General features: G+C 38.0%; 13 protein-coding genes. 5 read left to right on the top strand and 8 right to left on the bottom strand.

Annotated features, from left to right (window positions below; translation table 11 throughout):
- Window positions 1-14: 14 nt before the first annotated feature.
- The 4 genes from GP480_RS00065 to GP480_RS00050 all read right to left on the bottom strand — a co-directional run bounded on the left by GP480_RS00065 (window position 15) and on the right by GP480_RS00050 (window position 4091).
- Window positions 15-572 (bottom strand): ankyrin repeat domain-containing protein, encoded by a 558-nt coding sequence (locus tag GP480_RS00065; protein WP_237111351.1) that lies wholly within the window; start codon window positions 570-572, stop codon window positions 15-17.
- A gap of 192 nt (window positions 573-764) precedes the next feature.
- Window positions 765-2714 carry an NADH-quinone oxidoreductase subunit L gene (gene nuoL, locus GP480_RS00060; RefSeq protein WP_237111397.1) on the bottom strand — a complete coding sequence of 650 codons (1950 nt, stop codon included), beginning with the start codon at window positions 2712-2714 and terminating at the stop codon, window positions 765-767.
- A gap of 296 nt (window positions 2715-3010) precedes the next feature.
- Entirely contained in the window at window positions 3011-3310 is a 300-nt protein-coding gene (nuoK, locus tag GP480_RS00055) for an NADH-quinone oxidoreductase subunit NuoK (RefSeq protein ID WP_160094748.1), read from the bottom strand.
- Between the two features lie 211 nt (window positions 3311-3521).
- The gene (locus GP480_RS00050) at window positions 3522-4091 is read right to left on the bottom strand and encodes an NADH-quinone oxidoreductase subunit J family protein (protein ID WP_160094746.1); all 570 of its coding nucleotides are present in this window, start codon (window positions 4089-4091) and stop codon (window positions 3522-3524) included.
- A gap of 214 nt (window positions 4092-4305) precedes the next feature.
- Between GP480_RS00050 and pgsA the strand changes: the two genes are divergently transcribed.
- Together pgsA and GP480_RS00040 are read left to right on the top strand one after the other, a co-directional pair.
- A complete protein-coding gene (pgsA, locus tag GP480_RS00045) occupies window positions 4306-4854 on the top strand; it encodes a CDP-diacylglycerol--glycerol-3-phosphate 3-phosphatidyltransferase (RefSeq protein ID WP_160094744.1) in 549 nt (182 codons plus the stop codon).
- Between the two features lie 62 nt (window positions 4855-4916).
- Window positions 4917-5159 carry a hypothetical protein gene (locus GP480_RS00040; RefSeq protein ID WP_237111349.1) on the top strand — a complete coding sequence of 81 codons (243 nt, stop codon included), beginning with the start codon at window positions 4917-4919 and terminating at the stop codon, window positions 5157-5159.
- Between the two features lie 75 nt (window positions 5160-5234).
- Here the strand turns inward: GP480_RS00040 and GP480_RS00035 are convergent, their stop codons facing one another.
- Entirely contained in the window at window positions 5235-6359 is a 1125-nt protein-coding gene (locus tag GP480_RS00035; protein WP_410522088.1) for a phage portal protein, read from the bottom strand.
- Between the two features lie 299 nt (window positions 6360-6658).
- Here GP480_RS00035 and GP480_RS00030 point away from each other — a divergent pair, with 299 nt between their 5' ends.
- A complete protein-coding gene (locus tag GP480_RS00030; protein ID WP_237111348.1) occupies window positions 6659-7084 on the top strand; it encodes a RuvX/YqgF family protein in 426 nt (141 codons plus the stop codon).
- A 49-nt stretch (window positions 7085-7133) separates the two neighbouring features.
- Window positions 7134-8129 (top strand): extracellular solute-binding protein, encoded by a 996-nt coding sequence (locus tag GP480_RS00025; RefSeq protein WP_336603231.1) that lies wholly within the window; start codon window positions 7134-7136, stop codon window positions 8127-8129.
- A 41-nt stretch (window positions 8130-8170) separates the two neighbouring features.
- On the opposite strand, the gene GP480_RS00020 is transcribed toward GP480_RS00025, so the two are convergent.
- A complete protein-coding gene (locus GP480_RS00020) occupies window positions 8171-9418 on the bottom strand; it encodes a hypothetical protein (RefSeq protein WP_160094738.1) in 1248 nt (415 codons plus the stop codon).
- A 58-nt stretch (window positions 9419-9476) separates the two neighbouring features.
- Here GP480_RS00020 and GP480_RS00015 point away from each other — a divergent pair, with 58 nt between their 5' ends.
- Window positions 9477-10820 carry a sensor histidine kinase gene (locus GP480_RS00015; protein ID WP_160094736.1) on the top strand — a complete coding sequence of 448 codons (1344 nt, stop codon included), beginning with the start codon at window positions 9477-9479 and terminating at the stop codon, window positions 10818-10820.
- 20 nt (window positions 10821-10840) lie between these two features.
- On the opposite strand, the gene GP480_RS00010 is transcribed toward GP480_RS00015, so the two are convergent.
- Both GP480_RS00010 and GP480_RS00005 read right to left on the bottom strand, forming a co-directional pair.
- Entirely contained in the window at window positions 10841-12220 is a 1380-nt protein-coding gene (locus GP480_RS00010; RefSeq protein WP_160094734.1) for a hypothetical protein, read from the bottom strand.
- Window positions 12221-12285: 65 nt separating this feature from the next.
- Window positions 12286-13056 (bottom strand): ParB/RepB/Spo0J family partition protein, encoded by a 771-nt coding sequence (locus tag GP480_RS00005; RefSeq protein ID WP_160096043.1) that lies wholly within the window; start codon window positions 13054-13056, stop codon window positions 12286-12288.
- Window positions 13057-13059 lie beyond the last annotated feature (3 nt).

Raw genomic sequence — 13059 nt, 5'->3', positions numbered from 1 at the left:
AAGAAACTCTTTTTTCAGTTACCACGATGAACATCATTGGAACAGATTTGAGATTTATATGAACCTGAAAAACAATCTTTTTGCACAAGTGCAGTTTTAAGAGGCATAAGCATGTTAATAATCTCAATGTCGGCCGCTTCAGTTGCAATATCTATTGGCGTTTTACCAGCTTTATTCAGTAGACAAAGATGCTTACTTAATGCATTGCTCGATAGAAAACTTTCCACGACCTTTTTCAGTATTTTCTTTTCTACCTTTGAAATTACCGCCTCGTGTATAGCGGTGTTACCCAAGAAATTTTTCTCCACAACTGAGGCTCCATTGTTAAGCAAGTGCATTATTATGACGACATTTCCTCTTCTCATTGCAACATGCAGAGGGGTATCTCCAGCACTTCCATTTCTCGCGTTCAGATCTGCACCGCTCTCCAAAGCAGTGATTACTGCTTTGACATTACCTGCATTGCAAGCAATATGGAGAATCGTATCACCATTACTGTCAACCATCCTAAATAAGTTATCAGTCCGCAACTTATCTAGAAGGTCACAGAAAAGCTCTGTGTTCTGATCCAAAACGGACGCCCTGACCTCATTAAACGAGCAAGAATTGCTAAGCTTCATTTATATCTCCGGGTTTTATAGATCTTAATAATATACCCAAAATAGTAGTCTAAATTGGTATAAATTCTTATAATTTATGTGTGAAATCAAAGCAAAGTTTACACATCTGGCCACTCGTCCACAAAACTAAATAGCATGGAACAATCACGCGACCAAAAATAAAAACAATATACCCAAGAGAAAAAAGAGCACGGTATGGTATAGAAACCCAGCTTGCAACGTCAGAACGCCAGACGAAAGTTTCTGCGAAATCTTAGCAAGCAATGTCGGCACGAGGTCAATACACTCAACGTCAATCACTTTCCAGAAGAACCTACTACACCGCGTTAATGGACCAACAAACAACATTTTATACACTTCGTCAAAGTAAAACCCACAACTCAGGATCCTTTTGAAAAAGTTCAGAACAACACTGTTGCGATTAACTAATACAAACCCGATTAAGAAAATGCACGTTACCACACCTAAATAAAAGTGCAAAAGAAATGACAAGAGTGTAAAGAGTGATAAACAAACGAATATTCTGGAGAAAGAAATTCTTCCACCACCAAGAACAAAAACAAAAAAGAAACCAGCCAAAGCAAAAAGCAGAGGAAGGAAATGCATCAACCCATGCACTTCTACAACTTGCTGAAAAATTAAACCAGTTTGCATCCAAAATGATGAGTTTACCAAAAGCTTCACCCCAAAATAACCAGAAATGAGCGAAAGGAGGACCAGCGGCACAAGGGGCAAAACCATGCTTACAGAAGGGACATGAAACTTCTTAAGACTGAATTTCTGCTCACCGAAGAATACCAACATAAGTAGTCTACACGAGTAAACAGAAGTACAAAAAGCTGTGAGTATTGACAAAATAAACGGAACCTCCGCATGTGAGAGGGAGGAAATTATTAAATCCTTTGAATAGAACCCAGCAAATGGAAAAATTCCACACAAGGCAAGACTTCCTATAAACATCATGCAATAAGTGGAAAAAATCTTATTTTTCAATGCACCCATTTTATGAATGTCTTGTTCCCCACCAGTGGAATGAATCACGTTACCGGCACACAAAAAGAGCAGTGCTTTAAAAAAAGCATGTGTGGATAAATGAAAGATAGCTAAGCCATATGCCGATGCACCACATGCAGCAAACATATACCCAAGCTGACTACAAGTTGAGTATGCTATAATTCTCTTTATATCATCCTGACAGAGCGCAACCACAGCCCCAAAAGCAGCTGTAGATACACCAACCCACATAATTATATACCTGACCAGTTCAGCGCACTCAAATAAAGGAGACAACCTCGCCAGAAGAAATACACCAGCAGTAACCATTGTGGCTGCATGGATAAGTGCCGATACTGGTGTAGGGCCCTCCATTGCGTCAGGAAGCCAGGTATGTAAGCCAAGCTGAGCGGACTTACTCATGCAACCAATAAAGAGCATTAAACTGATAAAAGTGAGAGAATCAAAACCCAAAATTGTTTCACCTGAGTGCAAACCAACATCCGAAATAATTTTCTTTAACTCTAGTGTCCCAAAAATTTTGTATACTGAGAAAATTCCTATTAAGAAGCAAAAATCTCCAACTCTGTTTACAAGAAAAGCCTTCATAGAAGCAGCATTGGCAGACTCCTTCCTGAACCAAAACCCTATAAGGAGATAGGAACAAACTCCAACGCCTTCCCATCCCAAAAAAAGCTGCAACAAATCACCTGCGGAAACAAGAGCAAGCATGGCAAAGGTAAAGAGGGAAAGGTACGCGAAAAACCTGGACTTACAAGGATCTTTCTTCATGTATCCGATTGAGTAACAGTGCACAACAAACGAAACGGTATTAACAACTACGAACATCAGCACCGTTAATTTGTCTATGTTCACCCTAAAAAGGGTTTGCAATGACATAACGGAAATCCACTCAAAAATGGGAAGTAAAAAAGCCTCACCATCTTTAAGCGTGAAAAATAGACTCCAAGAAAAAACTGCAGCAAGACCAATCAAGAACGAGCTCGATAGCTGTAAACAGATTGATTCCCTACACTTGATAAGAAAACAACATAACAAACATGACAAAAGTGGCAGGAAAACTATCGAATAACCCAACATACGCAAAATGTTCGACACTTAATTTAGAGAACACAGACAAGTGCACAGAGACTTACCCAAAGAGAGTAAGAATATGTACCACCCCTCAGGGCGGACAACCAACTATTATAGATAACGAATCTCCAAAGTAAACTCAAAAAGGGAGTTCAAAGAACTAACCACAAGAGTAGGACACGCGCTACTGAAATAACTACATCAATACTCTGAGCTACCACGTTTCTCCATTCTTACACTATAGGACTTCCTAGAGTTCAAAACAACAAAACTTGCCAACACAACAAAGAAAAACGATGAACTCAATTTCCCAGTTTGTCGAGCTTTTTTACATCCACATTTCCGGCTTTTTTAAAATACAAAACAACTACCGCAAGTGCCACCGCAGCTTCAGCAGCAGCAACTGTAATCACCAGGATGGAAAAAACTTGTCCTCCTATAGCGTTGAAAGAAGCACTACAGAAGCTAAGTATTGCACCAAGTAACATAATTTCTACTGCTAAAAGCATAGTAACTATATTCCTGCTTGAGATTAGCACACCAAAAAGTCCAATAGAAAAGAAACAGCTAGAAACAAAAAAGAGCGCAAAACTAGGACTCATGAGACTCTACGTAATGGAAACACGACAAGTCTAACAAAATCCCACATGATTTGACACCTAAGTAAGGCGAAACCAGGGAAATTTTCTCCAATACAAGACATACGAATGGACACGTGTTTCCACATTGGAAGACTTAATAGGATGAACCGTGGTCAAGTAATGTAAAACAAAAAAATTGATCAAGTTCCATCTATGGAGACTTAGTAGTGGATCAGTCGTAATCTACACCCTTTCCTGAAGGTACATTTAACAATCTCACAACAGAAGACCTCGAAATTTGTTCTTTCACTACCTGGAATTTAGTGCCGCTTTTACCCGGCAAAGCAATACTGATTGCCGCCACCATCGCAAATAAAAGCACTACTCCCGAAAGATGAAAAAGATATACATAATCCGTATAGAGCACGGCTCCTATATCCTTTATGCTTATGTAAGTACGTTCCTGTTGTATCTCGTCATGTGAGGCTAGAAGGAAAAAAAATGGAAGTAAGGCTATAACAAACAGACCCAGGTACCTCGGCACGGACATCTCTAAACCCTTCTTGAAATCATCTGAATTAAGCATCATGACAACAAATAGGAATAAGATCGCTATTGCACCAACGTATACAACAAGCAGCATCAGCGAGAGAACCTCCAAGCCAGATACTAACAGAAGCACCGAGGAAGTAAAAAAAGCAAGGACTAAGTACAAAACTGCGTGCACAACATTCCTACATGAAACAGCCCTAAATGATGAAAAGATTGCAACTAGTACAAGCAAAAAACAAAGTATGTTCATTTATTTTTGCACACGAACATGGTACTTCTAGCACGTGTGGCATATCCATTGCAATATGAGGTAGCAAGCCTGGGATGGATATAGGTGTACACAAAGAAACCGACAGAATTTGCCAATAAGATCTCTCATCAAAAACTTTCAAGATTGGCAATTAGGTGGTAGGGTTTGGGGCTGTTAAGGAACCTTTGGACCATTCTTTATTGCCATTTTCTCTATGAAGGACCTTCCTAACTTACTTACTGTTTTAAGGATAGCGATAATCCCAGTATTCTGCTTAAGTTTTTACATTCAATCTAGATTCTCTTGGGTGATAACGGTAGGAATTTTTTCAATCGCAAGTCTGACGGATTTTTTTGACGGGTACCTCGCTAGGATGCTAAAGGCTCAATCAAAGTTTGGAAAACTTCTTGACCCGATAGCCGATAAAATGATTGTTTCTACTGCTATTGTTATGTTGGTACATATGCAGTACATAACGGGAGCCCAACTAATTCCTGCAATCATGATCATTTGTAGAGAGTTTTTCATTTCTGGACTCAGGGAATATCTTGCTCGTGACAGTGTGGCATTTCCTGTAAATAGATTTGGTAAATTAAAGACGATATCCCAGATGGTTGCTATACTCCTCTATCTCTTAAACAAGGAATGGATCCCAGATATTCTCCCGACGTTTTTCATATGGATAGCTGGTCTAACTAGTGTGGCATCAGCATATTTGTATCTTCATGAGAACAAAGAAGAACTACTAAAATCTCTTAGTTAAAAACTGCTGCCCCAACCCCAATTAGCTGTCCTATAATCAGGTCGTGATTTTTGGATAGAGAAATGAACATATCGAATTTGGTGGCACTTTTATCAAAGAAGAAATCTCTTTGGATAATTGTTATTTCTGTGTTGTTCGTAGTTTTTCTAGAAATACTGCACATAACGATAGGGATTGACCTAACCGGTGATAAACTTCCTGATATACACATATTGAGAACACCATCTTATCTTGGGATAGACTTGGATGGAGATAAAAAAGCAGACTATGTTCTTGGAAACATGGTGGAACCACGCAAAGAATAGGAAATAAAACAGCAAATTAACCTTGGGGTTGTTTAAGGTGAAATATTCCTTAAATCCCCAAGTTCTTGAAACACATTACTGTTCAAAATTTTTATTGCGCTCTGCTATTTCATCTTCACCTTCCATAGTGGAATAACCAAAGACCTGCCTTTTTTCATTGATTGTCAAAAAAGATGCTTTTTCTATACAATCCCAAAGCCTTTCCCTCTTCTTAGACAGCGCCTCTATACTGTCCTTTTCGTACGCAAACTCCAAATTATCTCCAAAAACCGGAGCAAGCCAAACATTCAGGCTATGTACTATTTCATCGAGTATTGGGAGAACTGTTTCTTCCCATAGAGATAGTCTAGCTTCTATTAAGTTGCTGTAGGTATTGTCTCCTGGTATGCCAAGTAATTGTGGTGGCACACCAAACGCCAACGCTATTTCTCTTGCAGAATTGTACTTACTCTGAAGGAAATCCATTTCCTTTGGAGAGATACTCATTTCCTTCCACTCTATTCCTCCTTCTACAAGAATAGCCTTCCCTGCATTTTCAGCACCGGAACAATTTTCGAGTTGCCTGCTTAAACGTATGAATTGTTCATGCGGCATTGGATCCTTAGACCTGGATATAAACGCCCCGCTAGGTCTAGCACCATTTTTGAGCATAGCTTGGTTCCAAAGACTAGCCTGATTATGTTGATCTATACTGTACATTGCCGCCTCTACTGGTGATAGTCCATACCAATCGTTGTATGGATGAAAATTCTTTATGTGTAGAACATCGCAGTCTCCTGTGATTTTGTTCATGTAATATTCCCTTTCGTAGTTTCCAACTTTATATCTGTATCCCAAAGGTAAACAATCACTTCCTGGTATAACTGTGACCCTATCAGGTCTTAGAAGGTGCAGTTCTTTTGGTAAATTATTTCCAATCTTGAGAAAATATAAATTCCCGCTAATGAGCTTGTACGTAACAGCATTTTTTATCAATGTTACTCTTGACATATTAGGATTAGGTTCGTTTAATAGCTCATTGAGCGGATGGGAGACCGAGCAACGTTTCTTCTCCGTCCCACTACATTCAAATAGTTGTATAGGAACAGAAGAAGCAGCCACTGCTACTATACTGATTGCACGTGAGGCGATCACATTTCTTATGTACGCTTTTTGGGCAAATGCGCTGTAGTCTCTCCCGCTCCAGAGTTCTGTATACATACTGTATAGACATTCACCTCCTAATTGGGTTCTACTACTGCGGCAAGCTTTGCTTCTTGATTTTTTAAATATTTTTGTTAGCATCTGTCCTGTGACGTCTGGGTTGAACTCATAGATACACGCTAAGAACCTTCTACGGAAGCAATTCATGTATCTTCGCATATTGGAACTTCTGCATGGTGGGCTTTTAAATCGCTTTTTTTTTCAGTACCCTGGAGCTGCTTTTAGTCGAGTACCAGTAAGAAATGATAACCTTCGACCTGCAAAAATTCTTGAATGCTATCGGAACAGGGAGGGTTGTGTCCATTGACCCTGGAAAGCGTACCATAGGTGTTGCGGTCAGTGACCCTGAACTTAGGTATGTACAGAACTATTTTCAGTTCACTTCCCGGGGAAGAGGTGCTGATGCTTTTCATATTATGGAGGTCGTTCCGGATTTTTCAGGAATAATTGTTGGAACCCCGTTTTCCCATACTAGGGACAACGGATGGTTACATTCTATAGATAAATTTGCTCAAAAATTAAGTGAGGTAACTAAGAAGCCTATCCTTATGTGTGATGAGTCATCGTCAACCAGTGAAGTGATGGTCTTACTTGGTTCTCTTTCCAGATCAAGGCAAAAGAAGTGGAAAGATAAAATCGCTGCTTGCTGTATTTTGGAAAAAACGTTATGTACAATCATGCACTACAATCTCTGCAACCAGAGGAGGCTCGACAGTGTATAAAAAACTGTATTACTTGGTACTAGTAGTTCTAGTAGGCGTGTTATTTTTTTTGTATAAAAAGCCTGCTCCAACACAAAGTAAAGCTACCCAACAAAAGGAGAATGTTGTTAACATTTATTCTTCAAGAAAGGAGGAGATGGTAAAAGAGATTTTTGCAGCCTTCACAGAGCGTACTGGTATAAAAGTGAACTATATCACGGACGATGCGACAAAGTTAATTTCAAGAATGAAGAGTGAAGGGGCTAACACATCAGCGGATGTTTTTTTGGCAGCTGATGTAGTGAATTTAGCTCTAGCAGAGTCTGAAGGGCTCCTCGAATGTGTATCCTCTACCATATTGGAAAATGTATTGACACCAGACCTGAGAAACTGCTACTGGTTTGGACTAACACGACGCATGGCAGTCATAGTTTATTCGAAAGAAAGAGTTAATCCATCTGATATTAGGAATTACGAAGATTTAGCTGATTCCAAGTGGAAAGATAGGCTTCTGCTCAGATCATCTAATTCTCCGTACAACCAGTCTCTCATAGCATCTGTAATACTTGCCAATGGTGAGGAGAAAGCCGAAGCATGGATAAAAGGTGTCATTAGGAATATGGCTAGACCACCATATGGAGGCGATACCGATCAGATTAAAGGCGTTGCATCTGGAGAAGGAGACTTGACTGTAGTGAATAGCTACTACTTAGCTAGGATTCTTTCGTCAAACAAGGAGGCATATAAGAAGGTTGCACAGAGAGTGGGAGTAATATTCCCGAATCAAGACAACAGAGGCACCTTTGTGAATATAAGTGGCGCTGGTGTTGCAAAAAATGCGAAGCACAAGGAGAACGCAATAAAATTTCTCGAGTATATGGTAACTGAAGAAGCGCAGAAACTATATGTCAGTAAGAACTATGAATACCCCGTTGTGACATCTGTGGAGATTCCCGAAGTTTTAAAAAATTGGGGAGAGTACAAGATTGATTCGTCAAGTCTCTCAAAAATTTTTCCGTATATGTCGGCGGCTGTGTACATGGCTGACCAAAACGGCTGGAAGTAATTCCTGTTAAGAGTAAATAAAGGAACTCTGAAGAACAGGCCCTAGTGTTGTTTGTTGCCAAGAAAAAACTCTACCGCTTCGGATGCTGAGTTTACTGCGTTCGCAGTTGTAAATGTTCCGGTGCCAGATATGAGAAGGTACTTCCCTTCTAAACTACTACCACGTTTAACAATCGGCAAAGAATTATATGAAAAATTTCTTGTACAGTTTCCGTCAAGTAAAATTATTTCTTTTGCCGGAAATAAGTCCTTTATAACTTTCTCGTTTCTTTTCACAAACTCCACATTTGAGTGATATTCACCACGGGTTGATCCCTTCCACATACAGCCAGTACCTACAACGACAGCCTTTTTTCCATCTTGGAAGCCATGACTCTCAAATTTAGTAAAACTATTACAGGAAACAGGAGTATAGTTTTGCCAAAAAGTCAGATTTGGACCAACGTAGTTACTATATTTGAGTGGATGTTTTAGATCCACATCATGTACAAGATGCCATGAACCAATAATTGGCTGTGTTAATTTTCGTAAATTGAAATAGTCATTATAACCAAAAAAGTTGTCTCCAATGGCAATAAAGTAGTTTTTCCCATGAAAAATTTTGCCATGTGACGAAATCATGTATTTCAGTTTCTTAGTGCTGGTGAAATCTACTTTTGAAATTTCAGTATTATAAAAAAAGCTAATTCCATTATTACTTAAGAAGTCTCCAATTTTTTTGCAAAACTTAAGGGAATTAAAACTAAATCCATCACTTTCGAAAGATATATCTCTTCCACAAACTAAATTCCACTCTATGTCATCTATTTTTAGTGGCTGTGTGCTATCCTCGCCCTTTTCACAGTAATTGGATACACCATAGATACCCTTTATCAAATCAATATCTACAGCAAATTCTGGGTAATTAGAGAAAAATTCCTTCCACAAAAGGGGACCTCTGAATGCTAAGTTTTTTAATTTGCGATCTAAATTTTGATAAAGAAAACGCCCTTCTAGGAGGCGTTTTTTTAGCCAATATTTTTCTTGTGTTTTCAATGGCCTACCTATTTCGTTCCATCCACCTAAAACGGCCCTTCTCGAAAGAGTCTCTAAATGGAATCTTGAAAACAGATTTGTATATTCGGATGCACTAACATGTCTAAATCCCACTTTTGAGAGCGAAGAATGCTTTGACATATCAGATGGACTTTTTGTAACAAAGGCTATGTTGCTTTTTTTAGTGTTATGTAAAATCAGAAAACAGAACAAAAAGGATTCTATTCCTCCACCAACTACTACGTAATCGTACATCTCTGTGATTTAAATAAAAAGTTATATACTTTAATCGCTAACTTGATCGCTGCTCAAAATGTTTAACTATATAAAGTCGTTTATCCTGATTGTAGTAACAATACTACTGACTTCCTTTCTTGGATACATGAAAACAGAGAAAAACCTTCTCGAAAGCAGTATAGAAAGAAGTGCAATAAATATTAGAAATATTTTTAATAGACTAATATGGGAAAAATACTCCTTTATGCTTGAGATGTATGATTTTGAACCTACAAGAATGCATGAAAAGCCACAATTCATGTATTTTGAGAGCGAAGCAAAGTTACTTTTTGAACCACTGGATGTTATTCAAGTCGAGATATTTTACAGAGGAGAAACAAGAGTTTTCAGTCTCAATAAATATTTAGAACATACACATCACGTATACAGTCATGACCTAAAAAACAATATTTCCTCCACTTCTATCGACGACGAGGGAAATATAGTGGTCACAGTGGCTTTAAATCCCGAAGAAAATCCCCCATCAGTTATTGAAATTACATACGATGCAAAGAGCCTTATAAGGCCTTTCAGAGTTACATGGATAGGGTTCACACTTGTCGTATTGCTCATTTGTTCATCCTTATTTTTCTGGAGCGTGATGAAAATCAGGGAAAGCTCTAAGGTCCTGAATGAACAGTTTTCAATAAATACGAAACTAAAAAAAGCTAAAGAAAGTATAGAAGAAATAAGCTCTCAAAAATCACAATTTTTAGCAAATGTTAGTCATGAACTAAAAACACCTTTAAACGCAATAATCGGTTTTTCAGATCTGATACGCACAGCAGAGGTGCTTGGTACAGAACATAGAGAATATGCAAATGATATCTATTATTCAGGGAACCACCTGCTAAATTTGATCAACGATATTCTCGATTTTTCAAAGTCAGAGTTAAACAACCTGGAGATAAAGCCAACATTGTTTGATTTAGTACGCTTGACCGAGACTTGCATCAGAATGACAACAACAAAGAGAAAAAAGATAAAGATAGTGAAGAGTTTCTTTTCAAATAAGATACTTATCAAAAGCGATCATAAGAGGGTAAAACAGGTAATCCTAAATATCCTTTCGAACTCGATAAAATTTACGAATGAAGATGGCTTAATAAAAATTTCTATAATCAGATTACCTTCAGAAATTGAAATCGAAATTTCGGATAACGGTGTTGGTATACCAGAAAAAGATATAGCAAAGGCGCTTTCTGTATTTGGTCAGTCAAATACGGAACTCTCAAGAAAATATGATGGGGCTGGAATAGGATTACCACTTAGCAAAAAGCTGGTAGAGTTGATGGGTGGAGCATTCGAGATCGAAAGCAAAGAAGGAAGCGGAACTGCCGTTAAAATAAGGCTTCCGTATATAGAAGGTAACACTGCTTAAAGGCTAAATTAGCTAAGTCTTCACTGGAGATTCCTATTTGTAGTCCTGCAACTAGGTGGAACAAAACCACACAATCCAATATCGACTTCAGTAAAACCTGCGGATCTAAGATTTAACCCAAGAGTAGAGATCCCAGGTATTTTTTTCGTTCTAGCAGGTGCGGTACTATTTTTGCGCTCCTCAATTGCAGCTGTAAATGCATCTTTATCAAAGGAAATTATCTGATCCACACAATGCGTAGGTTCTACCACATCACCGAATAAAGTACGGAAATCATCTCGCATTTCAAGGAAGGGCTGTTTTATCAGGAATAAAGATGCATGAAAGTAATCCACGTTTAGAGTAAGAACTCCAATCAAGAAGCTTGCGCATGCACGAACAGAAGAACAAGATACATTAATCGATCCCCTTACTACACTCAAAAAGGCATTAAGTCCTATAGATAGAGAATCAAGTAAGGAGGATACAGTTCTTTTCATTTTTAACTCTTTCTTTTCAGAGTCCAACACCTTTAGGGAACCACTTATCGTCCCACTGTGTCTGTCACCTATACAATCCAATCCAAGAACGGCACTTTTTACGTAAGTAATTGTCCCCACAAAAAACATCTTGCGAGAAATATTTAAAACATTTGGATAGCACCTTAGGTATCCTCTTATTTTATCCGGACCCATAAGAGGTAGTCCAACAAGCCCAACAGTCAAAAAACAACTGGAAAAAATAAGGAAAGATGATGGTAAGACGATTCGTGTTACTATACCAACTAGTACTTTAGAAACCAACTCCAATAAAAAATAAGCAGTGTATTTTACAAGCAGAGTTGACGTATAAACGGGAAGAGAAATAAGTGTAGATAGGATATTGATGCTTTTATCTCTTGGATCCCTGACAACAGGACTAAATGCTTTCACCGGACCATTGAAATGCATTTTAAGATTCCCTGGAATATTATATTTCCTACTTGAAATACTGTTATCTGGATCTAACCACAGACAATAAACTGCTGAATCTCTCCTTGCAGTTGTTATCATCCCTTTATCTAATCCCTTTATTTCATATAATGTCCTTCCTCCAACGGTCTGACCACCTCCTATTTTAATTTTCTCAAGTGTATACGGCTCACCACCGACTGTAATCTCAAGTTTACCCCTGGAAGATCTGCGTGCAGTCTTGCTGTCAATATCATCCAAACTAGGAATTTTAACTACCCTATTATGAGAGTAAAAGTTTCTCTTCGTTGATAAGATAAACTTCTCAGCTTTCGAAAACCTATTTGAAGTATCAGTGATAAATATTCTTTTGAAAGAAGAGTAATAGAAACCAGATGAAATTTTCCACTTTTGGTTTTCCCCAAAAAAGAAGTGTTTTAATCCTAAAAAAGGTCTTTTACTGTAGAACATTATTCAATCCAGACCAACTACATTTCCAGTGGCTCATATGTTACCACAATCCTAAATATGTTTCATTAACTTAGTCTCTCCAAAATATTCTGGAGTTCATCTAAATTTTTAAAGGTGATTTTAACATTTCCATTTTCCTTTTCGCTGTCGGTTATTGTCACTTTCATTCCTAACCTTTCTGAAATTTTGTTTTCTAACATACACAATTCATGACTTTTCTTGTTCACATGTGAGTTCTTTTTTTCATAAGCACCTTTTAGGAGGTTTTCGACCTGCCTTACACTCAACGAGAGACGAGCTATCTTTTCTGCTATTTTCTCGCTATCTTTCACATTAATTAGTAATTTAACATGCCCAAGTGAGATTTTATTTTCTTCTAAAAGCTCTTTTACTCTTTTTGGCAAAGAAAGTATTCTAAGGTGGTTCGTTACGTGAGACCGACTCTTACCAACTATACTTGCCAATTCCAAGTGCTTGTAATTAAATTCGTCGATGAGTCTTTTGTATGCTTCTGCTTCTTCCAATGGTGTTAAATCTTTCCTCTGTATATTCTCTACTATCGCAACCTGAAGGGAACTCTTATCTGTAAAGTCCCTAATTATTGATGGGATCGTTTCTTCTCCCAAGTTTCTCATAGCTCTAAAACGTCTTTCACCAGCAACTAGCTTGTATCTTTCACCAAATTTTCTAACTATTATTGGTTGTATCAAGCCATTTTTTTTTATAGATTCCTCCAACTCTACTATGGATGCCTCATCGAAAACTTTACGAGGCTGAAAATCATTTACATCTATCTCACTTAACTTTAAATAAACGATGTTCTCCTTTAATCCCATATC

The organism is Neorickettsia findlayensis (genome assembly GCF_009856525.1).
Lineage (GTDB): Bacteria > Pseudomonadota > Alphaproteobacteria > Rickettsiales > Anaplasmataceae > Neorickettsia > Neorickettsia findlayensis.
The sequence above is the reverse complement of the archived record's forward strand: the minus strand, read 5'-3'. Positions and strand labels throughout refer to the sequence as shown.